The sequence below is a fragment of the Leptolyngbya sp. ST-U4 genome, assembly GCF_039962215.1.
Lineage (GTDB): Bacteria > Cyanobacteriota > Cyanobacteriia > Elainellales > Elainellaceae > Leptolyngbya_A.
Window position 1 is genome coordinate 17873 of record NZ_JAMPKZ010000020.1, and the last position, 23944, is coordinate 41816.

At 53.8% G+C, this 23944-nt stretch carries 19 protein-coding genes and 1 pseudogene; 9 read left to right on the forward strand and 11 right to left on the reverse strand.

All coding sequences use genetic code 11. The features are described from left to right. Positions 1–26: 26 nt before the first annotated feature. Positions 27–1478, forward strand: a complete 1452-nt coding sequence (locus tag NDA02_RS21325) for a phosphatidylserine/phosphatidylglycerophosphate/cardiolipin synthase family protein (protein ID WP_347277902.1) — start codon at positions 27–29, stop codon at positions 1476–1478. 253 nt (positions 1479–1731) lie between these two features. Then, the gene (gene gap, locus NDA02_RS21330) at positions 1732–2757 is read left to right on the forward strand and encodes a type I glyceraldehyde-3-phosphate dehydrogenase (RefSeq protein WP_190793159.1); all 1026 of its coding nucleotides are present in this window, start codon (positions 1732–1734) and stop codon (positions 2755–2757) included. 182 nt (positions 2758–2939) lie between these two features. Here the strand turns inward: gap and dapF are convergent, their stop codons facing one another. Next, complete coding sequence (dapF, locus tag NDA02_RS21335) at positions 2940–3794, reverse strand: diaminopimelate epimerase (protein ID WP_190793143.1); 855 nt, start codon at positions 3792–3794, stop codon at positions 2940–2942. Positions 3795–4009: 215 nt separating this feature from the next. Here dapF and NDA02_RS21340 point away from each other — a divergent pair, with 215 nt between their 5' ends. Beyond that, on the forward strand, positions 4010–4225 hold the full coding sequence (locus NDA02_RS21340; protein WP_190793144.1) for an RNA-binding protein hfq: 216 nt from the start codon (positions 4010–4012) through the stop codon (positions 4223–4225). 33 nt (positions 4226–4258) lie between these two features. Here the strand turns inward: NDA02_RS21340 and NDA02_RS21345 are convergent, their stop codons facing one another. Continuing rightward, on the reverse strand, positions 4259–6640 hold the full coding sequence (locus NDA02_RS21345; RefSeq protein ID WP_190793145.1) for a cation:proton antiporter: 2382 nt from the start codon (positions 6638–6640) through the stop codon (positions 4259–4261). Between the two features lie 178 nt (positions 6641–6818). Here NDA02_RS21345 and NDA02_RS21350 point away from each other — a divergent pair, with 178 nt between their 5' ends. From NDA02_RS21350 to NDA02_RS21360, 3 genes are all read left to right on the forward strand, one after another. After that, a complete protein-coding gene (locus tag NDA02_RS21350) occupies positions 6819–7715 on the forward strand; it encodes a M23 family metallopeptidase (RefSeq protein ID WP_190793146.1) in 897 nt (298 codons plus the stop codon). 163 nt (positions 7716–7878) lie between these two features. After that, positions 7879–8421 carry a late competence development ComFB family protein gene (locus NDA02_RS21355; RefSeq protein ID WP_190793147.1) on the forward strand — a complete coding sequence of 181 codons (543 nt, stop codon included), beginning with the start codon at positions 7879–7881 and terminating at the stop codon, positions 8419–8421. 50 nt (positions 8422–8471) lie between these two features. Then, positions 8472–8930, forward strand: a complete 459-nt coding sequence (locus tag NDA02_RS21360) for an EVE domain-containing protein (RefSeq protein ID WP_190793148.1) — start codon at positions 8472–8474, stop codon at positions 8928–8930. A gap of 138 nt (positions 8931–9068) precedes the next feature. Here NDA02_RS21360 and NDA02_RS21365 read toward each other — a convergent pair whose 3' ends face one another. From NDA02_RS21365 to NDA02_RS21400, 8 genes are all read right to left on the reverse strand, one after another. After that, entirely contained in the window at positions 9069–9758 is a 690-nt protein-coding gene (locus tag NDA02_RS21365) for a cysteine hydrolase (RefSeq protein ID WP_190793149.1), read from the reverse strand. Positions 9759–9779: 21 nt separating this feature from the next. Then, positions 9780–10397 (reverse strand): LysE family translocator, encoded by a 618-nt coding sequence (locus tag NDA02_RS21370; RefSeq protein WP_242067454.1) that lies wholly within the window; start codon positions 10395–10397, stop codon positions 9780–9782. A 91-nt stretch (positions 10398–10488) separates the two neighbouring features. Beyond that, positions 10489–12039, reverse strand: a complete 1551-nt coding sequence (locus NDA02_RS21375) for an ABC transporter ATP-binding protein (protein ID WP_190793151.1) — start codon at positions 12037–12039, stop codon at positions 10489–10491. Between the two features lie 38 nt (positions 12040–12077). Continuing rightward, positions 12078–12785, reverse strand: coding sequence for an isochorismatase family cysteine hydrolase (locus NDA02_RS21380; protein ID WP_190793152.1), 708 nt, complete (start codon positions 12783–12785; stop codon positions 12078–12080). Between the two features lie 307 nt (positions 12786–13092). Further along, positions 13093–14115: a formamidase gene (locus NDA02_RS21385; protein WP_190793153.1), complete on the reverse strand. Its 1023-nt coding sequence runs from the start codon at positions 14113–14115 to the stop codon at positions 13093–13095. Positions 14116–14162: 47 nt separating this feature from the next. Further along, positions 14163–15098, reverse strand: a complete 936-nt coding sequence (locus NDA02_RS21390) for an ABC transporter permease (RefSeq protein WP_190793154.1) — start codon at positions 15096–15098, stop codon at positions 14163–14165. Between the two features lie 29 nt (positions 15099–15127). Continuing rightward, positions 15128–16222 (reverse strand): ABC transporter permease, encoded by a 1095-nt coding sequence (locus NDA02_RS21395; protein WP_190793155.1) that lies wholly within the window; start codon positions 16220–16222, stop codon positions 15128–15130. Between the two features lie 221 nt (positions 16223–16443). Next, the gene (locus NDA02_RS21400) at positions 16444–17643 is read right to left on the reverse strand and encodes a BMP family ABC transporter substrate-binding protein (protein ID WP_190793156.1); all 1200 of its coding nucleotides are present in this window, start codon (positions 17641–17643) and stop codon (positions 16444–16446) included. 912 nt (positions 17644–18555) lie between these two features. Between NDA02_RS21400 and NDA02_RS21405 the strand changes: the two genes are divergently transcribed. The 3 genes from NDA02_RS21405 (at position 18556) to NDA02_RS21415 (ending at position 23586) form a co-directional block, all read left to right on the forward strand. Beyond that, positions 18556–19815, forward strand: coding sequence for an efflux RND transporter periplasmic adaptor subunit (locus NDA02_RS21405; RefSeq protein WP_190791602.1), 1260 nt, complete (start codon positions 18556–18558; stop codon positions 19813–19815). Positions 19816–19951: 136 nt separating this feature from the next. Beyond that, positions 19952–23137, forward strand: coding sequence for an efflux RND transporter permease subunit (locus tag NDA02_RS21410; protein WP_348248270.1), 3186 nt, complete (start codon positions 19952–19954; stop codon positions 23135–23137). A 5-nt stretch (positions 23138–23142) separates the two neighbouring features. Continuing rightward, positions 23143–23586, forward strand: coding sequence for a GNAT family N-acetyltransferase (locus NDA02_RS21415; protein ID WP_190792733.1), 444 nt, complete (start codon positions 23143–23145; stop codon positions 23584–23586). Positions 23587–23691: 105 nt separating this feature from the next. On the opposite strand, the pseudogene NDA02_RS21420 reads toward NDA02_RS21415, so the two are convergent. Next, a pseudogene (locus NDA02_RS21420) lies at positions 23692–23933 on the reverse strand (hypothetical protein); the annotation flags it as partial. Positions 23934–23944: the final 11 nt, after the last annotated feature.

The following is a 23944-nucleotide window of genomic DNA, read 5'->3' on the forward strand; positions in this document are numbered from 1 at the left end:
GCAGGATGTTTTGTCGGGTCTGCATCGTGCCTCTTCCTTCACCTCCTCCTTCACGTCTGCTGAATTCGCTCTGGTTTCGCGGGTTGGTTTTGTTTGGGTTGGGGCTACTGCTCGTGTGGCTCGTCTCTGCCCGTCGTCCGGTCGCTGCCTTTCGTCCCCCTTTGCCGCCCCTGCCGCAAGATCCGATTATTCAGGTGTATTTCAATCAGTCACAATCCTCGTTTTACACAGAACCTTATCGACAGCAGCAGCGATTGGGCGATGACCTCGAACAGGTGATTGTGGAGGCGATCGATTCAGCTCAAGTCTCTGTAGATCTGGCAGTGCAAGAGTTTAATCTGCCGAAAATTGCTCAGGCCTTAATTGCGCGGCAGCAGGCAGGCGTTCCAGTACGGGTGATTGTGGAACATGAATATCGCCAATCCCTGAGCAAACTTACACCCCAGCAGGTTTCTCGGTTAGACGATCGCGCCCAGAAGAAATATCAGGAGTTTGTGCAGTTAGTCGATCTGAATCGAGACGGTCAGCTTGCCCCTGAAGAACTGGCGCAGCGCGATGCGATCGGGATGCTCGAAACCGCCAAAATTCCCCTGATTGATGACATGCAAGACGGTTCGCGCGGCAGTGGCTTGATGCACCACAAGTTCCTGGTGATCGACGGGCAAATGGTGCTGACGGGATCAGTGAACTGGTCATGGAGCGAGGCTCACGGGGATTTCCTCACGCCAGAAAGTTTAGGCAACGCAAACCATCTACTCAAAATCCAGAGCGGCAGAGTCGCTCAACTCTTCACCCAGGAATTTAACCAGATGTGGGGAAACGGCACCCCCACCAGTCGCAAGTTTGGCTTAAAAAAGCTCTACCGTCCGCCGCAAACTATTTCCCTTGCTCCCAATTCCTCAATCACCGTGCAGTTTTCGCCCACTTCGACTCGTCAACCCTGGCAACAGAGCGGGAATGGGCTGATCGGTCGTGCCCTCAGCCAAGCGACTCAAGCCGTTGACCTAGCTCTGTTTGTGTTCTCAGATCAGCAACTGAGCAATATTCTGGAAGCCGATCGTCAGCGGGGAGTCCAAATTCGCGCTCTGATCGATCCCCAGTTTGCTTTTCGGGAATACAGCGAGGGACTAGACTTGATGGGCGTTTCGCTACCGGACAAAAACTGCCGTACCGAAGTCGGAAATCGCCCTTGGAAGCCGGGGATCAATACCGTCGGCATTCCAGCTCTGACACGCGGCGATATCTTGCACCACAAAGTCGGCATTATCGATCGCCGCTGGATCATTACGGGATCGCAAAACTGGAGTGAAGCCGCAAACGCCACAAACGACGAAACGCTGTTGGTCATTGACAATCCTACCGTCGCAGCCCACTTTCAGCGCGAGTTCGATCGCCTTTACAGCACCGCAATCTTAGGTCGATCGCCCTCCCTTCAGCGCAGACTCCGGGAGCGGGAACAGTGTCGAGTGCAGACCTGATCGAATGCAAATTCCTCCAGAGTATTAATCGATCGCCTGAAAATCTAAAGGAAATTAAGAGAGCCAGATGTCTATAAATCAGCAGATGTTAGACTGCTGGCAATCTTACATAAGAAAAGAAGGCTTGAGAAAAGAACGATCGTCGCTGCAAAAACTAAATCAGTATCGATTGACTCAAAGCTTTGAGACTGTAAGCCTGATCAAAAGCTTGACTGTGAACTTAACGAGAAGAACTTAGTTACAAGGAGATTGAATCATGCCCGTTAAAGTGGGAATTAACGGCTTTGGTCGCATTGGGCGACTCGTCTTTCGGGCAGGCGCGAAAAACCCGAACATTGAATTTGTCGGCATTAACGATCTGGTTCCGCCGGACAACCTGGCGTATTTGCTGAAATATGACTCCACCCACGGTCGCTATGACGGCACAGTTGAGGCAAAAGAAGACGGCATTGTCGTAGACGGCAAATTTATTCCCTGTATGGCGATGCGCGATCCCGCAGAACTGCCTTGGGGCAAGCTGGGTGCGGATTATGTGGTGGAGTCAACCGGGCTTTTCACGACCCACGATGGGGCATCCAAGCATCTACAGGCAGGCGCGAAGCGGGTGATTATCTCAGCTCCCACTAAAGACCCGGATCAAGTGAAAACGTTTGTGGTCGGCGTCAATCATCAGGAGTTTGACCCCGCAAAGGATACGATCGTCTCCAACGCAAGCTGCACCACCAACTGCCTTGCTCCCGTTGCCAGAGTCATCCATGAAAACTTCGGGCTGGCAGAAGGCTTGATGACCACCATTCACTCGATGACTGCCACTCAGCCGACGGTCGATGGTCCCAGCAAAAAGGACTGGCGCGGTGGACGGGGAGCGACCCAAAACATCATTCCTGCCTCCACCGGAGCCGCAAAAGCTGTCACGCTGGTACTGCCTGCCCTCAAAGGCAAGCTCACCGGAATGGCACTGCGCGTCGGCACGCCCGATGTGTCTGTCGTAGACCTGACCTTCAAAACTGAGAAATCCACCAGCTATGAGGAGATTTGCGCAGCAGTCAAAGCGGCAGCCGAAGGCGAGCTGGCAGGCATTCTTGGCTACACCACTGAGGAAGTGGTCTCAAGCGATTTCATCACCGATCCCCATTCCAGCATTTTTGATGCCGGGGCAGGAATCCAGCTCAATCCCAATTTCTTCAAGGTTGTGTCCTGGTATGACAACGAGTGGGGCTACTCTTGCCGCGTGATTGATTTAATGCTGTCGATGGCAGGCAAAGAAGGCTTGCTCTAGGCTTACTTAGCTCGCGTTAGCCGTTGTCGTATTGCAGAGCCAGGCTAGAACGCAGGAAAAATCTAATTTCTATGCAGAAGGCGATCGCTACTTGTGGGACGATCGCCTTTTTTCATCACTTCTCTAGGGGGATCGCTATGCTGAGCGAGCTTACACCGCGTCAGGTCGCAATTTAATGCAATTTAACTGGGATAGCCCATTTCCCCTGTAAACACTAATTCTGCGGGTCCAGTCATATATAGCCGATCGTCTGCCGCAGACCATTCAATTTCTAAACAGCCACCCGGCAGTTCCACCGTTGCGCGGCGATCGCATCGTTCAGTCAGCACGCCTGCCACCAGCGACGCACAGGCTCCAGTTCCACAAGCCAGTGTGATCCCAGCTCCTCGCTCCCAGACGCGCATTTTTAGATAGTCAGACTTCACGAATTCAATAAACTCGGTATTGGTGCGTTGAGGGAATACCGAATGATGCTCAAACTGAGGCCCGATCACCGCTAGAGGAACTGCGGCCACATCGTCAACAAAGGTGATGCAGTGAGGATTGCCCATGCTGACACAGGTGACTTCCCAGGTTTGCCCTGCCACTTCAAGCGATCGACTAATCACCTTTTCTTCTGCTTCCGCTAGCGTTGTAGGAATTTCCTTTGCCAGCAAGCGTGGTAGCCCCATGTCCACCGTCACCCGTCCATCGGCTTCCAGTTTAGGGATGATCACGCCTGCGAGGGTATGAATCTGATAGGCGATTGTATCCGTCGCGGAGCGTCCTTCCAGATCGGCAATGAAACGAGCCAAACAGCGAATCCCGTTGCCGCACATCTCAGGCTCAGAGCCGTCTGAGTTAAAAATTCGCATGGTGTAATCAGTGTCGCCCTGTCCGGGTAGCGCAAAAATTACGCCGTCTGCACCAATTCCAAAGTGCCGATCGCACCACTTCACCGCCTGCTCTGGCGTAATGCAGGGTTCGCTCTGGTGGCGATTGTCCACCAAAATAAAGTCATTGCCTAAGCCGTGATATTTCGCAAACTGAGAGGTCATGGGCGACTCCGGTTAGAAATTGCAGGAGGTGATGCGTCTCCTGTCGAGTAATCAGGATCAAAAGTTATTGTTGCACAAACAGGATTCTGACCCAATTCAGACCAAGAGAAGGGAAAGACGGTAACGAAAATTTGTATTTTTGCGGTGAATCTGGGTTTTATAAAACGGGAAACTTAGAATAAACACATCATCGATCGTATTAGCCCCACTTTTTTATGACTACCGACCTGCCTACTGGATTACCAAGTGTCCGCCAGATTCAAAGCCTGATCCGCGAAACGAGCGAAGTCGAAATTATGATCAGCACCAAAGATCTGCTTGTGGGCAAGATTCGCTGGCAGGATACCGACTGCATTTGTCTGGTAGACCACTACGATCAGCCAACTATTATCTGGAAGCAGGCGATCGTTTACCTGAAGCCGAAAGCGTAGAGTTATCCATAATCGACACAGGCTTTGTCTCCCTTAGGCCGAGAGCTTAGACTCTTCTTCTGTTAGGGGTACATCGATCGATAGCAGTTCTGCCACAGGTGTATTGGCGATTGTCCCGTCGGAGAACTGCGACGCAGCCGAGATTGGCAGCACCGAGGCTTCAGAGCGGCTGGGAGCAATCCACCGACTCGCTTCAGCCAGAGCATGAAACTTACCACATAGGAGAAGCCGATCGCCAATTTGCAGGTCGCTCTCGCCGTGGGGAAAGCTGATGAACTTACCTTCGCGCCGGATTGCCTGCACTAGAATGCCAAACTGTCTGCGGATATGCAGATCTGCCAGCGTTTTGCCAACCACCGGGCTGTCTTCAGGAACCAGCAGCCACTGACAGGACGCATTCTCGGTCGGAATTGCTGCCTCGCCTCGTGCCAATTCAGTCAGTGCTACCAGCTCACTTGGTTCGCCGACTATCAAAAGCCGATCGCCTTCTTCGATAATAGTTTTGGGTTCTGGATAGTCAATTTCTTCGCCGTGGGCGCGACGAATTGCCATCAGACTGACTCCTGTAAGGCGGCGCAAATTGGTTTCTTCCAGCGTCATTCCGGCTAAGGGTGACCCGGCAGGTAGACTGACCCACTTGCTGTTCATATCTCTGGCTGCCACTTCCAAATCATGCGACACTTGACGGGGCGATCGCTCCGATCGCAGATCGAGATAGTGGGAGCTGCGAATTTGCTGTGCCTCGCGCTGAATAATCGGCAGGGGGATGCCCAGCCCAGTCAGAAGATGGCTGGATAGCTCCAGGCTTGCTTCAAATTCTGGCTGCACCACTTCTTTTGCGCCAAGCTGATACAGCAGTTCAATATCCTTATCCTGGTTTGCTCGCACAACGATATCCAGATCCGGCGCGAGTTCCAAGGCACGCTTAATCGTGAGGCGAATGCTCATCGGGTCAGGAAGGGCGATCGCCAATCCTTTTGCCTGCTCGACTCCGGCAGCCTCCAGCACATGCAAACTGGCAGCATTGCCATAAACATAAGGAATTCCCGCGTCCCGAAGCTGCTGAATCACCTGCTCCGACTGGTCGATCACCACCACAGACTGGTCATGGCTTTGCAAAAGCTGCAAAATATTTCGCCCGATACCACCATAGCCACAAATCACTAGATGCCCCTGTCGCGGCAGATTCTCAGGCACCTCCATTGGCTCCTCGCCCCCATCCAGCAACGCTTTCAACCAGGGAACTGCATCTGCCCAAACGACCAACTGAGGCACCAGGCGCAGCACAAAGGGCGTAATCACCAGCGTTACCGCAGTCGTTCCCAGAATCAGCAAATAGACACGGCGAGAAACTAATCCCAAAACCTGACCCTTACTGGCAAGCACAAAGGAAAATTCCCCGATCTGCGATAGCCCCAGTCCCACAATTAGCGAGGTTTTTAGCGGATAGCGGAAAGCGCGAACCAGCGGGGTTACAATCAGGAATTTGCCAATAAACACGATCGTCACCAGTCCCAGAATCAGCTCCAGGTTGTTCCAGATAAACACTGGGTCGATCAGCATCCCAATCGCCGCAAAAAACAGACTGGCAAAAATATCCCGAATCGGCTCCACGTAGGTGAGCGTCTGGTCGGCGTATTCCACCTCCGAGATCATGAGTCCAGCGATGAACGCTCCCATCTCGATCGATAGCCCCAGATACTCAGTCATCAGCGCAATGCCGAGACAGAGGGCAACTACCCCCAGCAGAAAGAGTTCGCGGCTTTCGGTTTTTGCCAGAAGGCGCAGCAGGGGAGGAATCAGCCAGATCCCGGCAACGATCGCCCCACCCGCAATCAGAGCCGTTTTCAGCAGGGCAATGCCCACTGCCAGCCCAATTTCCTCAGACGGACGGTTAAGCGCGGGCAACACCGCCAGCATTAGCCCCAGTGCGAGATCCTGCACGACCAGAATTCCCAGCATGACGCGCCCGTGAGCGGTTTCGGTTTCACCCTTTTCCATCAGGCACTTCAGCACCACTGCCGTCGAAGACAGCGACAAAATCGCGCCTAAAAAGACTCCCTGGGTTGGAGACTCCACCCAGCCCACACCGATCGCCACCAGTGTCGTCACTAGGATTGTGGTGAGAATTTGCAGACCGCCGCCGCCCAGACTAATGCCCTGAACTTTTTTCAGCTCCGCAAAGGAAAACTCAACGCCCAGCGCAAACAGCAGAAACGCCGCGCCAAACTGTGCCAGGGTTTCCACCTGAATTAGTTCTTTCACCAAGCCGAGTCCCGCTGGACCAACGATCGCTCCACCTAGCAAATACCCAAGCAGCACGGGCTGTCTCAGTAATGCCGCCAGCAGCCCCCCGCCTGCCGCAGCCGCAAGTACCACCACCAAATCGACAATCAGCCGAAAGTCTTCTTGCACAGGTTTCTTATCAGAGTGAGAAAAAAGTTAAAGTCTTTTAATCTAAAGCATACAGACTTTTCCGTGCCCTGGGGATCTCCCTTACAAGGATTGCGTGATAAAACCTGCATTCTGGTTGGAACTCTGGGGCAAAAATGCTAATCTTCTGTCCAAAATGCCCTATCCCTCCTCACACCCTATGTCCTACCTTGTTTCTCGCGCTGGCTTAGTTCGGCGTTTTCTGTGGAAATTTCGGCTTCAGCTTGGAATTTTGCTGAGCAGTGCGGCGATCGTTCTCTGGCTTTCGACTCCGGCGCACGCAATCCAGGCGCAGATCACTCCAACCAATCCTCAGCTTGGCGATACCCTTTCCGTTGTTGTGCAGGGCGATGGGGCAACTGTTCCCACCGTCACTTTTCAGCAAAAAACTTATCCCACCTTTGCGATCGGCAATAACCGCTACCGGGCACTCTTGGCAACCACGCCGCTCGATCGTCCCGGACAATTGACGATCCAGGTGAAAGCAGGCGATGCCGTGCAAAATCTGGCAGTCCAGCTCCGCAGTCGATCGTTTCCGAGTCAGAGTATCTGGGTGAGCGGCGGCGGCTCCGATGGCACGAATGCTGAATTCGATCGAGTGGATGCGTTTAAGGCGATCGTCTCTCCGCAGAAATTCTGGAACGGAGCATTTGTGCGTCCGAACCAGGGGGAAATTACGTCCGTGTACGGAGTTCGCCGCTACTATAATGGCGAGTTTGCTCAGGACTACTATCACCGGGGCGTAGATTACGCCGCTCCCACAGGTGATCCGGTAGTGGCTCCAGCGGCGGGGCGAGTTGCGCTGGTCGGGCGTGAAGCTGAGGGTTTTCGGCTGCACGGCAATACGATCGGCATTGATCACGGTCAGGGAGTGACGAGCATCTTTATTCACCTCAGCCGGATCGACGTGAAAGAAGGCGACTTTGTGCAGTCAGGTCAGCGCATTGGCGCACTGGGCGCAACCGGATCGGCAACAGGACCAAATCTGCACTGGGGGCTAAATGTGCATGGCGAGTCCGTAGATCCCGTGCCTTGGCGATACACGGGCTTTGAGTAATGCTCATTTAATCTTCACTGAATGCGGTTTTTAGCGATGTGATTTTTGTTAGGAGGCGGGCAAGCTAGAAGCACAGCAAGCTTTCAAGCAGCTCGCGATCAACTCAATAACGGCTCGAATTGAAATACCAGGCTGAAACTACCGCATTTCCAGGAAGAATTCTATGAGTATCGAGAAAATTGTTGAACAGGCTCTTGAAGATGGCTATCTCACGCCTGCAATGGAGGCTGAAGTGGGGCGCATCTGCGATACGACGGCTGAACTGTCGATCGAAGAGTACATGGCACTCGATCGCTTAATGGGAGCCTTACTCACCGGAGAAGTGGTGGCAGTGCCGCGCAAGCAGTTTATTAACTTGATGGAAGAGCTAGTGCTCACGGAAGCGATCGCCCGCGTTGCTGAAATCGAAGCTGCCAGCGATTGCACCCTCGATCTGGGCGATATTGCTGCCTACGCGCTCAACCGCCTGCCGCCGCTCTATGCAACCACCGAAGAAGGCGCAGACTATCAGCGGTTCCGTGCCAGAGAGGAGCTTCAACCCCTGATTGAAGAGCAAGTCAAAGAGGCGATCGCTTGCAACCTGAATCAGCCTGTCTTCTTCCCAGAGCGACAGGCAATCGCTAAAAATAGCGGTAGAGAACTTTTAGACCAGGTGAGCGACCTGCTCAAGACCTATGCCTATCAGTTTGAGGCAAAAGCATCTTAATGCCATGATCTGGATGCCATTCTGATCCTGCACGGGCTGTAAACGACTGCATGAATTACTGGTTAATGAAATCTGAGCCGTCGGTCTACGGCATTGACGACCTAAAACGTGATCACCAATCCCTGTGGGACGGGGTGCGAAACTACCAGGCGCGTAATTTTATGCGGTCGATGCAGGTGGGCGATCGGGTGTTTTTCTATCACTCCAATACCACGCCTCCCGGCATCGTGGGGCTGATGCAAGTCGTACAAGTGAATCTCGCTGATCCCACTCAGTTTGATCCGCAAAGCGAATATTACGATCCCAAGTCAACCCCCGACAGTCCCCGCTGGCAAACCGTTCAGGTGGAGTTTGAAAAAAAGTTTACCCAAATCCTCAGCCTGGAAATGCTGCGGCAGCAGTTCACCCCCGAAGAACTCTCGGTTATTCGTCAGGGAAATCGATTGTCAGTCATGCCGGTGGAAAGGGCGATCGCGCAAAAAATTCTGAGTCAGGTGCAGATCGTTTAGGCACAGTTCACTAGCTTTTGATTGACTGGCTTTTGGAAGCTGTTTAAGAAGTATCGGAAACCCTGCATCGCCCCTAAATTCCAAACTTTGGGAAGCTTTGAGCAAGCAAGGTAATCAGAATTTTCAGACGTGATTCAATCAAACCATTGCGGTTCTTGCGGTTTGGAGTCCTGTCATCACGGCTGAAGCGATCGCTGTCCAGCCAACGATACCTCCTTGAGCGCGAACCATTTCTAGCGTCGCCTGCTTAAATTCGGGGAAATAGCTTTCGGTGCAGTCTTCAACCATCAGGCATTCATAGCCGCGATCGTTGGCTTCGCGCATCGTCGTTTGCACACAGACTTCGGTTGTAACCCCTGTAAACAGCAAATGGGTAATGCCGCGCTCCTGCAAAATCGACTGAAGCGGCGTCGCGTAAAATGCGCCTTTTCCAGGCTTTTGAATCACAATTTCGTCAGGGAGCGGCTGAAGCTCTGGAATAATGGCATTTCCCGGTTCATCTGCGATCAGAATACGTCCCATGGGTCCCGCGTCGCCGATCTTGAGTGTGCCTTTTCCTCGATCGCGCTTTGCCAAAGGACAGTCGGATAAATCTGGTCGATGACATTCCAGCGTGTGAATTATAGGTAGACGGTTTTCCCGAAAACAGGTCAGCAGCGATTTGAGCGTAGGGACGATCGCCTGAAGTCGCGTGACATCGTTACCCAAGGCATCACCGAAGCCGCCCGGCTCTAAGAAATCGCGCTGCATGTCAATGATTACAAGTGCCAGACGATTTAATTCATCAGGAAGGCTGTACGGATAGGGCTGTGCATTAATTAAGGTCATATTGTTTCCAGAAAAGAAACTTTATTTGCTGGGAGAACCTGTCAGAGCGGTTGCCATACCCAGCCCAATGTAGGTTCCACCTGCGACATACTTTTGCGTTTTACGAAAGCGGCGATTTTGGCTGAGCCAGCCACCCAGCGTTCCTGAAATGAGGGCATAACCGCTGTCGATTACGTTAGCAACAAGGGTGAACACTGCACCCAAGAACAGCACCTGCGCCAAAACACTTCTCGTTGGATCGATGAACTGCGGCAAAAACGCGACAAAGAACAGAGCGGCTTTCGGGTTCAGGGCGTTGACGACGAATCCCTGAGCAAAGATTTGTTTAAGGCTTTGGGGTTTTGGCGTTTGGAGGGTGGGGTCAGGCGATGGGAAGCCATTCCCCCTTTGAGGCGATCGATCGAGGAACTGCTGAATTCCCAGATAGATCAAATACGCCGCACCCAAATATTTAACGACGCTAAACGCCAGAGCAGAGGACAGCAGCAATGTTGAGATCCCGAGTGCGGCTGCCGCAATATGCACCAGATTCCCCGAAGCAATGCCCCAGGATGAGACAATGCCTGCTAATCGTCCCTGATGAATGCCTCGCGCCACAATGTAGAGCGTTGCAGGCCCGGGGATGAGGGCAAGGGTCATGGCAGCCAGGGAGAAGAGAAGGAGGGAGGTGGGGGGAAGGGACATGGATGAGGATGGAGAGATGGAGGGGGAGGAATTTAGAGGGTTAGGGTTAGTGTCCTGCCATGCTGTGGCTGATTTGGGCAAAATCGGCAGTAGCAGTGGGACTTTCGTAGGCGAACTGTCCGCCGCTGATCACGATAAGGCGATCGGAGAGGGTGAGCAACTCGTCCAGGTCTTCGCTAACCAGTAGAACCGCGACACCGCGATTTCGGGCTTCAACGATCTGGGCATGAATGAATTCGACAGCAGAGAAATCTAAGCCAAAGCAAGGGTTTGCCGCAATCAGCAGATTGATTTGCTCTGAAGATAACTCTCGTGCCAGGACTGCTCTTTGCACATTGCCGCCGGAGAGATTGTGAATTGGCGTTTCGGGAGAAGGGGTTTTGACAGAGAACTGTTGAATCAGCCCGACTGCCGCCTGCCGAATTGCCCGCAGAATGAGCATGATGCCTTTGGATTGCGGGGGGCGATCGAAGGTGCGGAGTGCCATGTTTTCAGCCACACTCATGTGAGGCACACAAGCATTGCGAAGGGGTTCTTCGGGCAGCACAAAAACGCCCTGCTGGGCAATGTCAGTGCGGGTGGCGCGGTAGGGTTTTCCGTTGACTAGCACCTGTCCTGCGGTTGCCGATCGCTGACCTGCCAGCACTTCCACCAGTTCTTTCTGTCCGTTACCCGATACGCCTGCAATGCCGACGATTTCGCCTTTGTGAACGGTCAGGTTGACTCCTTTGACCGCTTCGACGCCGCTGTCTTTATCTGCGTGCAGATCGATGATTTGCAGCACAGGAGTTTTCTGTTCCTGAGGCGTTTTGGGCACTTCTCGCGGTTCGCGACGTTCCCCCATCATCATTTCTGCCATGTCTGCCACGGTCAGGTCAGAAACATAGCCATGTCCGGCAAACTTGCCTTTGCGAAGCACGGTCACTTCATCGGCAAAGGCGGTCACTTCCCGGAACTTGTGGCTAATCAGCAGCACACTCAGCTTTCCGGCGGTTACTTCCTGGCGAATCAGCCCCAGCACTTCATCCGCTTCGTCGGGGGTCAGCACCGAAGTCGGCTCATCCAGAATCAGGATTTTGTTCTTCAAGTAAAGCTGCTTTAGGATCTCAAGCTTCTGCTTTTGTCCAGCAGCAAGCTGGGCGATCGGCAAATCGAGCGGAACCTGGAATGGGGCACAATCCATAAATGCTTGCAGGCGATCGAACTCCTGTTTCCAGTTGATCAGCCGCGAACCGTGTGCCTGGGACAGCACCAGATTTTCTGCCACGGTCATCGCCGGAACCGACGTGAAATGCTGGTACACCATGCCAATGTGGTATCGCTGGGCATCGCGCGGACTCTCGATCGATCGCGCCTGTTTTTGAAGCAGCACTCCGCCTTCATCAGCGCGGTAAAAGCCCATAATGCACTTCACAAGCGTACTTTTTCCGGCTCCGTTTTCGCCCAACAACGCATGGAATGTGCCGGATTTGAGCGAGAGGGAGACGCGATCGAGGGCAACCAAGCTCCCGAATCGTTTGGTCATATTAACGACTTCGAGTTCGGGGGGTTTTTCGGTTTCGGCGATCGATTCAAGGGCAGAGATAGTGGTTGTCATGGGGTCAGTGGGGGAATGGATTCAGGGAGAGAGGGGAGTTAGGGGGAGACGGAAAGGAGGATGGAGGATTCGATCGCTTCCAGGACAGCCTCGGAGGTGGAGACCGCACCGAAGACCCCGCCCTGCATCGTCACCATTTTGAGGGCAGCGAGGTAGTTGCCATAGTCGGTTGCACCTGTGCAGTCGGAGAGGATAAGGCATTCGTAGCCGCGATCGTTTGCTTCGCGCATCGTTGTGTGGACGCAGACATCAGTGGTGATGCCCGTGAGAATCAGGTTTTGGATACCTTTGCGCTTCAGCAGCAGATCCAGATCGGTCGCGTAGAAGGAGCCTTTGCCCGGTTTATCGATGATCGGTTCGCCGGGAAGGGGAGCAAGTTCGGGGATAATTTCCCAGCCAGGTTCGCCTCTAACCAGGATTTTGCCGCAGGGTCCGGGATCACCGATGCCTGCACCGATTTGCCGCGATCGCCACTGCTTGTTCTCCGGCAGATCAGATAGATCGGGGCGGTGTCCTTCGCGGGTATGGATAATGTGAAAGCCCGCTTCGCGCATGGTTTTAAGCAATCGCTGGAGAGGGGCGATCGGTGCACGGGTGAGGGACAAATCATAGCCCATACGATCGACGTAACCACCTTCACCACAGAAGTCGATCTGCATATCGATGATAATCAGGGCGGTGTTAGCAGGGCGGAAGTCACCGTTGTAGGGGTAGGGATAAGGGTCGGCGGGGAGGAAGATACCCATAGTTGGCAAAAGTTTTAGTTGGCAGAAGTTTTAGTTCGTAGGATGGGTTAGCGAAGCGTAACGTATGGGTTTCAGGGCTTTGGGGGCGATCGGACTAAGCAGGGGTTAGATGGGATTAGCGGTTCTACATTGCCCCCTAAATCCTCCAACTTTGGGGGACTTTGAAACAGTTAGAACTGCCTGTTACAAGCTACCTGTTACAAAAGGAATGCCTGCATTGGTTCGGTTCCCCCCAGAATTGGGAAACGAAGGGGGCGGCGCGGGTCAGGATCATCCCTTTTTGAAACATCTTCCCTGGAGATTTCTGTTAGTGAGAAGGCTCTGGAACCGAAGCAGGCATTCCTTCGTAGGTGCGGGTGGGAGCGGGAAAGCCACAGGATGTGCCGTCGGTGTGGACGACTGAATCTTCCCAGGGAAGGCGATAGTTGCCGTTAACAAGATCCTGCATATAGGTGTAGGGGCAGTCCTGTGCGCCGCCTTTAACTGCCACATAGCCACGATGTCCGAACTGGTAGATGTTATTTTCGACGCTCCATTGCTGACGGGCTTCGCGTACCAGATCGGGGCGCAGTTCTGCGGTAATAATCTCATCCGGGCGGTGGCTGCCCATCACGAGCGGCGTGCCGTCGAAGTTGACAAACATTCCTTCGCCCATCGAGTCAAACGTGCCGTCGCTGCCACACATACAGACCGAAGCGGTGTACATCAGATTACAGAAAGCGTTTGCTTGGTTGGTGATTTGCCAGGAGTGGCGAATTGGAGCTGTGTAGCCTGCGGTGCGAATCATGATTTCTGCGCCTTTGTAGGCACATTCTCGCGCCATTTCGGGGAACATTCCATCGTGGCAGATGATAAGGGCGATCGTGCTGCCATTGGGTCCCTCACAGACCGGAATTCCTAAATTGCCTGGCTCCCAAGGTTCAACCGGAACCCAGGGATGCAGCTTACGGTAGTAGAGCTTAAGTTCGCCTTTGTCGTCAATGATGATGCCGCTGTTGTAGGGGTTGCCCTGCGGATTGTATTCCATGATCGAGAAGCAGCCCCAGATTTTGTTGTCGCGGCAGGCTTGCTGAAATGCCCCAACTTCTGCGCCATCCAGCCGACACATGATTTCTGGATTAGTGTCCATTGAGAGCCCATGCAGCGAATATTCCGGGAAGACCACCAGATCCATCGTCGGCATATTTCGTCTTGCTTTTGCCACCATGTGGCAGATGCGCTGCGTTTGCGCTGCCAGATCAGCGGGCGTGACGACGACGGGAAGCTGAAGCTGCACCAGTCCCATCACGACACCATTCGGAGTTTTGTTTAAGCCACCCAGTCCACTCATGATTGGATTCCTCAGAGTTACAAGAATGAATTCGATCGATCGCCCCGCTAATTCTCCATGCCCAATGCCCCTGGTGCGCCAAAGAGCGATCGTTTGGGAGAGCAGGTGAAGATCATAATGAACAACGTCAGTACATAGGGCGCGGCATTGAACAGGTAATAGCCTTCCTTGATGCCCACCGATTGCAGGGCCGGTCCAAGCGCCTGTGCGCCGCCAAACAGCAGCGAAGCCCAGAGACAGTTGACTGGATTCCAGCGGGCGAAAATCACCAGCGCGACCGCCATCAAGCCTTGTCCGCTTGAAATGCGCTCTGTCCACACGCCCGGATAGTAGAGCGATAGTGCCGCGCCGCCGATGCCTGCGAGAAAACTGCCAACAATCACGCTGATTAGCCGCACTTTGAAAATCGAGATGCCCATTGCTTTCGCTGCCTCAGGGCTATCCCCGGCTGCCCGGATGTAGAGGCCCCAGCGGGTCGATCGAAAAAACCAGCGCATTACAGGAGCGATCGCCAGCCCCAGCAAAAACAAAGGACTAACTGCCAGCGCAGACTGTACTGCCGGATTACCGCTCCAGGCTCCCAGATTAAAGGTGGGCAACTGCGGTGCAGAAGGCTGAATAAACGGCTTTCCAAAGAAAAAAGCGAGTCCGCTGCCAAAAATAATCATGGCAATGCCGACCGCCACATCGTTGACCCGAAACTGCTGCGATAGCCAGCCGTGAATGCAGCCCAGAAACGCTCCTGCTAATCCTGCCGCTAGCACTCCCAGCCAGGGCGAACCTGTGAGATAGGATGTGCCGTAAGCCGCCATTGCACCCAGCAGCAGCGTTCCTTCTAAGCCAAGGTTAATTTTGCCGCTCTTTTCGGTCAGGCATTCTCCCAGGCTGACAAACAGAAAGGGTGTGCCGCCGCGCATGGTTCCTGCAATGATCGCCAGCGGAACGCCCCACCAGCCAAGTGCCTGCGTAACTTCTGTAGTCATCGATCGACTCCTTTTAGATGCTGCGGGGTTCAGGTGGGAACAGTGGGACTTTGCACAGTCGGGGCAGGGGGCGGGGAAGCCGGACGCTCCTTAAAAAAGGCAAACTTGCCAAATAGGGAATCGCTGTACAGCACGCAAAGGAAGATAATCCCCTGGAACACCAGCACGGTGGCATCGGGTAGATTGTGGGCACGCTGAAGAATGCCGCCGCTTGCCAGAATGCCGCCCACTAGCAGCGACACCAGCACCGCTGCTAAGGGATTGTGTCTTGCCGCAAACGCGACGAGAATGCCGCCATAGCCATACCCGACGTTCAGGGATTCATTCGCTGCGCCCTGCACGGCTGCGACTTCCACCATGCCTGCGAGTCCAGCACAGGCTCCTGCCAGAAAGCACACCATCAGCGTCAGCTTGCCGACGGGAAGACCTGCAATCCGCGCCGCTCGAATGTTGCCGCCTGCCGTGCGTGCCGCGAAGCCAAACACCGTGCGCTGCATTAGAAAATAGGTAATGATGCAGGCGATCACGCCAAACACCAAGCCCCAGTGAACTCGCATTCCCGGAATCACGCTTAGCATATTCACTTCTGCCAAGGGATAGGTCGAGGGTTTGTTGAGCGAGTTGGGGTCGCGCATCGGTCCGCCCACCAGATGACTCAGCAGGGCGATCGCAATATAGTTCAGCAACAAACTGCTAATCGTTTCATTTACCGCGCGGTAGTGGCGCAGCCCACCTGCAATCGCAATCCAGATACCACCTGCGATCATGCCTGCGATCGCCATGCCAATTTGAACGATTGTGGGCGCAACCGAGGTTCCCAGTCCTAAACCGATCGCCACTGCCGCCAGTCCGCCGACCACGAGTGCCCCTTCGTTGCCAATGATCACCAGTCCGAGTCGAGCGGGTAAGGCAGTACAGAGGGACGACAGCATCAGCGGAGCCGCCCGGATCAGCGTATTTTGAAACGTATTCCATCGACCAAAGGCAGATTTCCAGATCGAACCATACACGGCGATCGGGTTTGCGCCCACTGCCGTACAAAAGACACCAAACAGCAGCAGCCCCACCAGAATGGCAGCGATCGGCAAACAGACTGCTTCGAGCGTTCTTCGCCAACTTTGCATAGGGTTAAGGGAAATGATAACTGAGTGAAATGTTGAGTTCTGAAGTCTCACAGGATGCGTTACGGCAATGCCTAACCCATCGGTCTTCCAAGCGATAAAAAAGCGGGCTTGTTTGGATGTATCCCACGATCTGTAAGGGTGCGTTAATGCTTGGCGGGTGAGGCGTTACACTGCGTTAACCCATCCTGCGACTACAACCTACTAACCGAGCAGAGGCTTGATTAGCTGCCGATCGACCCAATCACTCCTTCCACGAGGTAGTTCATTTCCTCCAGTTTGGGATCTTGCTGCTTTTGGTCCTGTCCGGCAGGGATAATCACATTGCCTTTGTTGTCCTTCAGTCCGCCCTTATAAATGACCATGCTGCCGTCCATAAACTGGGCTTTCACGGCATCGGCTTTTTGCTTTGTTTCCGAGCTGACTGCCGGACCATAGTCTGAAACTTTACAGAATCCATCTTTCAAGCCGCCCCGCAGTAGATGGGGAATGCTGCCATCGCTGAGGGTTTTGCCTGCTTTCACATCCTGAGTGATGCGCGAGTAGATATTCGTCCAGTCCCACTCTGCGCCCGTAAGATAGCCTTTGGGAGCCAGCGCAGACTGATTAGCATGGTAGCCCGAAGAGAAAATGCCGCGCTTTTCGGCGGTTTCCATCACAACTTTGGGGCTATCCACGTGGCAGGTGATCACGTCAATGCCCTGGTCTGCCATGCTGTTTGCGGCTTCGGCTTCTTTGATCGGCTCTGCCCAGTTGCCTGTGAAGACCACCTGCGTCGTGGCAGACGGCTTGACGCTCCGCGCTCCCAGGGTAAAACTGTTGATGTTTCGTAGTACTTGCGGAATCGGCTTTGCCCCAATGAAGCCCAGTTTGCCCGTCTTCGAAGTCAGTGCGGCAACAACACCTGCCACATATTGCGCTTCATCGATGTAGCCAAAATAGCTGCCGACATTCTTGGGATGCGTCCCTTCTTTGTAGAGCCCGCCTGCGTGGAAGAACTGTACATCTGGGTATTCCGCTGCCATCTTGAGAATGTGGGGATCAAAATAGCCAAAGGAGGTTGGAAACAGCACCTTCGCGCCGTCGATATCGATCATGTTGCGCATTGATTCAGCAACGGCTGTGGTTTCAGGCACATTTGCTTCTTCGAGCAGCTTTACACCTGGGACTGCCTTCGCCGTGCCTGCCGCGCCTTGGGCATGTGCCTGGTTATAGCCATAGTCATCCTTGGGGCCGACGTAGATAAAACCAACGGGCAATTCCTCAGCGCCCCCGGCTGCACTGCCACCCACACTGGCCTGATTCGTTGTGCCAGACGGACTACAGCCCGTGCCCAACTTTGCAGTGATGCCAAAGGCAGTGGTTGCTAGCAGACCCCGAACAACCTGACGACGCGATAGACCAAAATACTTTTTACTACTCACTAGCCCAATCTCCAATGTGCTTGCAATACTGATCCCGACAAACTTGTTCCCGACTGCCTGTTGTCCCGATTCACTGTTATGGTTTCAGGATTAGAGCTTCCCTAAACTCTTCTCGCCGATCGCCCGACGCGACTTTTTTTCAGCCAATTGCCCTTAAGGGAAACTGCTTTGCCTCGCTCTCATTCCGACCTCACAGGGCTCATGGCAACCTCTTTCAAAGCCTGACCCCACACTGCTGTATCCAGACATTTCTACAGCAGCATTATATTTATGCTGTCCTTGTTCGTTATCCTCTAAAGCAGAGTGAGATTCGGTAGCAGAGAGCACAATCTAAAAGAGGAGACAGTAAATCCTTATCCAGAAACGATCGCAGCGGTTCCCCGTTAGGTAATCGAATAGGCAGTAATTCAGAATCCTCCATTCGGGTGTAGCGGTAACAGTTCAGGCATCCAGTATTCTGAGAAGCACTTTGGAACATGTCAGTTTATGCAGCGATCGAGGTGTTGAGCCTTTCTGTTAAAAACCTTAAGATTCATAAAGAGATTCATAAACTGTAAAAAACGCTCTTCGGCTCGGTCAGACTACGAAACTCATTCCCTGCGAATTATTGCAGTCAATTTCCTCAAGTAATCACTCCTAAGTCATCACTAATCATCGTTTGAGAATGGTTTGAGAGAAGCACCGCAAAAGCTTTCACAAAGGACGATGTTATGAGCTAGCGCATCTTTCAACCCGGACAAGTTTGGCAACTCGGACCATTTTGGGTCAGCCCAATTCTCTCCCAGGAATCTGCCCAGCAAACCGCTTTTCCCTCTGCTTTTTCCTTAAGTTCGATTTTTCCTTAAGTTTCGATCGCACTCATTTCTTCTTCTGGTGTTCAGCATGGCTAAATTGAGCAGGCTCCCCCTCTCTTTGTCGCGTCAGATCCTCGGCGCAACGCTAATGATTTCTGCGATCGTGACTGGATGCAGTCGTGGCGGCGAAGGCGGACCTCAAGGACCCCCCGCTTTTCCCGTTCAGGTACAACCGATCGAAACCAACCGGGTTGAGACCACTTCTGAGTTTGTCGGCGCGTTAGAAGCCCAGCGTAAAGTTGAGCTGCGTCCCGAAACCGATGGGCGAATTGTGAATCTTTTTGTCGCGTCAGGCGATCGGGTGCAACCCGGTACACCGATCGTGGAGCTGAGCGCAGAGCAAAATCAAGCCGAAGTCAGCGGCGCAGCGGCAGATGTAGCAGCAGCTCAGGCAGCTCGCACCACGGCACAGGCCCAGGTGAGTGCAGCCCAGGCAGAAAGACAGCGTGCCCAGGCAGATGTGCGGCTGCAAGAATCGGAGTTTGCCCGGTTCCAGCAGCTTACTGCAGAAGGGGCTGAGTCACGCCAAAACCTCGATCGTGCCCGGAACAACCGCGATACGGCGGTGGCTGCCCTGCAAGCAGCAGAACAAAACGTGCGGGCGGTGGTGGCTGCTTTGAATGAAGCAAATGCCCGTGTCGGTCGTGCCCAGGCAGATCAGGCAACTGCCGGAGCGGATTTGAGTGAAAGTCGGGTGACTGCCCCGATCGCTGGAGTAGTCAGCACCATCCCGGTCAAGGTGGGTGACTTTGTAACGTCGAGCACCGTGATCACCAACATCATTCAAAATCAAAATCTGGATTTGAATATCTCTGTACCGATCGAGCGTGCGCCTGAACTCCGCATCGGGTTGCCGGTGCAGTTGGTGAACGAGCAGGGACAGGCGATCGGCTCTGGACAAATTAGCTTTATCTCGCCGCAGGTTAATACGGCACAGCAATCGGTGCTGGCAAAAGCGAGTTTTCCGAGCGGAGGTCAGTTGCGCGACGGACAGTTTGTGCGTGCCCGCGTGATCTGGAACAGTCAGCCTGGCGTGCTAGTTCCAACCGATGCAGTAACGAGGATTGCAGGTGAAACATTTGTATTTGTGGTAGAACAGGGTCAGCCCGGACCCGATGGACAACCCCAGCAAATTGCTCGTCAGCGCAAAGTCGAACTGGGCGACATTCAAGGCAACGCCTACCAGGTGCGATCGGGCTTGAATCCGGGCGATCAGGTAATTGTCTCTGGCGTGTTGAACCTGACCGATAGCGCACCCATCACGATCGCTCCCGCAGGCAGCCCGTCTCCCAGTCCTGCCACCAGCCCAAGCCCATAAGGAATTCACGCTCCATCCCTTTATTCCCTATCCCATATATTCCCCATCCCACTATTTCCCATCCCACAAGAGATTCAATCCGCAATCCTCAACTTTCCAATGCGCTGGCTCTTCTGACCTCTCACCCGCAATCCTCATGTTTGCCAAATTCTTCATCCAACGTCCGATCTTTACCGCTGTCTGTTCCATTGTCATTGTGTTTCTGGGGCTGATCGCGCTGCCCACACTGCCGATCGCCCAATTCCCCGACATCAGCCCCAAACAGGTGGTCGTTACGGCAAACTATCAGGGCGCAGACGCAGAAACAGTCGAAAGCGGCGTCACTAACGTACTGGAGCGCGAAATCAACGGGATTGAGGGAATGCGCTACCTCAGCTCGTCTAGCGGCAGTGACGGCACTAGCCAGATTACGGTTACGTTTGCTGCCAACCAAGATCCGGACATTGCCACGGTAAACGTACAAAACCGGGTATCGCGAGTTGAACCGCTTCTACCGGAATCGGTGATTCAAACCGGGGTGACGGTTAACCAGCAGCAAAGCAACTTTTTGATGGCGATCGCCCTTTACAGCGAGAACGGCGAATACGACAGCCTCTTTATGAGCAACTATGCCGATCTGCTGATGCTGGACGCGCTGCGGCGGATCGACGGTGTGGGCGATATCCAGATCTTCGGGGAACGGCGATATGCAATGCGGCTCTGGCTTGACCCAAATCGATTGGCAAGTCGCAGTCTCACCGTGCAGGATGTGGCAAGCGCAATCCGCGAACAAAATATTCAGGTCGGAGCCGGACAAATCGGTCAGCAGCCTGCGGCGGATAACCAGGACTTTCAGCTTAGCCTGCGGGCAGTGAGCCGCTTGAATAGTGCTAGCGAATTTGAAAATCTGGTGCTGAAAACGGGCAATGACGGCAGCCTGACTCGCCTTAGAGATGTCGGACGGGTCGAACTGGGCGCGGAAAACTACGGCACGTTCCTCACCTATAACAACCTGGAAGCCGTGGGTCTGGGGGTCACTCAGCGTCCAGGCACAAACGCAATCCAGGCAGCCGAAGCAATCCGTAGAGAGCTAGAGCAGCTCAGCAAAACCTTTCCGCCCGGCTTGAAGTACGCGATCGCCTTTGATACCACCATGTTCGTGTCGGAATCGCTGCGCGACGTGGTGCAAACCCTGGTCGAATCGGTGATTCTGGTCGTTTTGGTGCTGTTTTTGTTTCTGCAAGACTGGCGCACCATTATCGTGCCGACAGTGGCAATTCCTGTTTCGCTGCTGGGAACCTTCCTGTTTGCGAAACTCTTTGGCTTTTCCATCAACACGCTAACCTTGTTCGGCTTGACCCTGGCAACGGGGATTGTGGTGGACGATGCGATCGTGGTTGTCGAATCCGTCGCCGCCAAAGTGCAGGATCGAGGCATGACTCCCTATCAAGCTGCCGTGCAGTCCATGAAGGAACTGAGCGGAGCCGTGATTGCAACTTCGCTGGTGCTGATGGCAGTTTTCATTCCCGTGGCATTTTTTCCAGGAACCACCGGGGCAATTTATCGGCAATTTGCCTTGACGATCGCCTTTTCGATCACGATTTCTACCTTTAACGCGCTCACGCTGTCGCCGATGCTGTCTGCTCTGCTGCTGCGAGAGCGTCGTGAAGGTCGCGGACCTTTAGCCGGATTCTTTAGAGGGTTTAACCGCTTTCAGGAAGCATATCGCCGCCGCTATCGTCGCCTGTTGCACAGCGTGATCCGCTTCCGCTATTTAATGGTGGTCTTTTTTGTGGCGGCACTTGCCTTTACTGCCTGGTTCTATCGTTTCGTTCCCTCGGCGTTTCTACCTGCAGAAGACCAGGGCTACTTTATTACGCTGGTGCAGGCTCCCGAAGGCGTGTCGCTCAACTACACGAAGCGCATTATGGATCAGGCATCGGAGCAGGTGCGGCAGTTGCCCGAAGTCGAGTCTAACTTTGCGGTGACAGGCTTCAGCTTTGCCGGGGTCGCGTCGAACCAGGGCATTATGTTCACGTTGCTGAAACCGTGGGAAGAGCGAACCGCCGCCGAACAGCGCGTCGAGTCAGTGATTCAAAAAGCGCAAATGGGCTACTTTGGCATCCCGAAAGCGAGAATCTTTGCGCTCAATCCACCGTCGATCGAGGGAGTCGGCAACTTTGGCGGCTTCCAGATGGAGTTGCAGGATCGGCGCGGCAACCTGCCCCTAACGGCGTTTTTGGGCGAGATGCAAAAATTCCTGGGTGCGGCAAACCAGAATCCGAGCGTGCAGGGCGTGTTTACCACCTATTCCGCCAATACACCGCAGCTCACGATCGAAGTCAACCGCGAACGGGCAAAATCGCTCGGTGTCAACATTGACGATATTTTCAACACGCTGCAAAGCTTTCTGGGGTCGCAGTACGTCAACGACTTTAACCTGGATCAGCGCAACTATCGCGTTTATCTCCAGGCAGACCAGCAGTTTCGAGCGAACCCCAATGACATTGGGCAGTTCTACGCGCGATCGGCAAGCGGACAGATGGTTCCCCTCAGTAACTTGGTCACGGTGACTCCGGCAACGACCGCCCAGACCATTACCCACTACAACCTGTTTCGATCGATTTCGATTCAGGGGAATGCGGCTCCGGGCGTGAGTTCCGGTCAGGCACTTGACACAATGGCACAAACCGCTCAGCAAGTTCTTCCCGCAGGCATGGGCTTTGAGTGGACAGGAACCGCGCTAGAGGAAGTCGAATCGGGCGGTCAGGCTCCGATCGTCTTTGGCTTAGGGATTATTCTGGTGTTTCTGGTGCTGGCAGCGCAGTATGAAAGCGTAGTCGATCCAGTGATCATTCTGCTGACCGTGCCGCTTGCGGTGCTAGGTGCGCTGGGAATGCAGTATTTCCGGGGCTTGTCGAACGATATTTACTGCCAGATCGGTCTGGTGGTGCTAATCGGCCTCGCCAGCAAAAACGCGATTCTCGTCGTGGAATATGCCAACCAGCTCCGCGAAGAAGGACTGACGACAACCCAGGCGGCGATCGAAGCTGCCCAGGATCGTCTCCGCCCGATTCTGATGACATCCTTTTCGGGTCTGGTGGGCTTCTTCCCACTCCTAATTGCAACTGGAGCCGGAGCAGCCAGCCGTCAATCGATCGGTACTGCCCTGTTCGGCGGCTATTTAATCTCGACCTTCCTCAGTCTGTTCATTCTGCCGATCCTGTACATCGTTGCGAAGAACGCGACTGATCGCATCTTCCCGAAACACAAGCGCGATTTTCGTGACCCAGAGCCAGCGACAGAATTGGAGCAGCCAGAAACAGTGAGGTCGGAAGTCTAGCTCCCATGCAGATCCGCCTTGCCCGTTTAGACGACATTGAGACGCTGTTTCACATCCGAACGAGCGTGGTGGAAAACCATCAGTCGCGGGAGGAACTGGCAAGGCTGGGCGTGACTCCTGAAACGATCGCCCAAATGCTACAAACCCATTGCCGCGCCTGGATTGCAGAAATCGACGGGCAGGCAGTGGGCTTCTCTTTTGCAAATGCGGCTGAACGAATGGTCTTCGGGCTGTTTGTCTTACCTGCTTTTGAAGGTCGCGGCGCAGGTCGGGCACTGATGCAGCAAGCAGAAGAGTGGCTCTGGTCACAAGGCACAACCAAAATTCAGCTTTACACCGGAAATCAGCCCAGCTTAAGAGCATACGGCTTTTATCAGCATCTTGGCTGGGAAGTTGGGGAAGTGCAAAGCGATCGACAAATCAAATTTGTGAAGCGAAAACCTGTTTAAGTCCGATCGTAGATCTTGTAGGATGCGTTAGCGACAGCGTAACGCATGACCCAAACCCCAAACACTCCCCTCAAACATCCAACAACCCTTAGCGCAACATTCTCATCATCCATCGCCCCCTTCCAAAAACGGCACCCATTCCCCCCGCATTCCCCAATCCTTCGAGTACACCCCCTGCGCCACAAACCGGTGAAAACTCGAATACTGCCAATCCACTGCCCGATTACCTCAGAAGGGGAACTGCAAAGCAACCGCATAACCCATGTCGCACCGGGTTGTAATGAATATAATCACAATGCCGCGCAATCCGCCTCATCCCGAATCGTATGCTCCCAAAAGCGTTGCTTTACGCTACCAA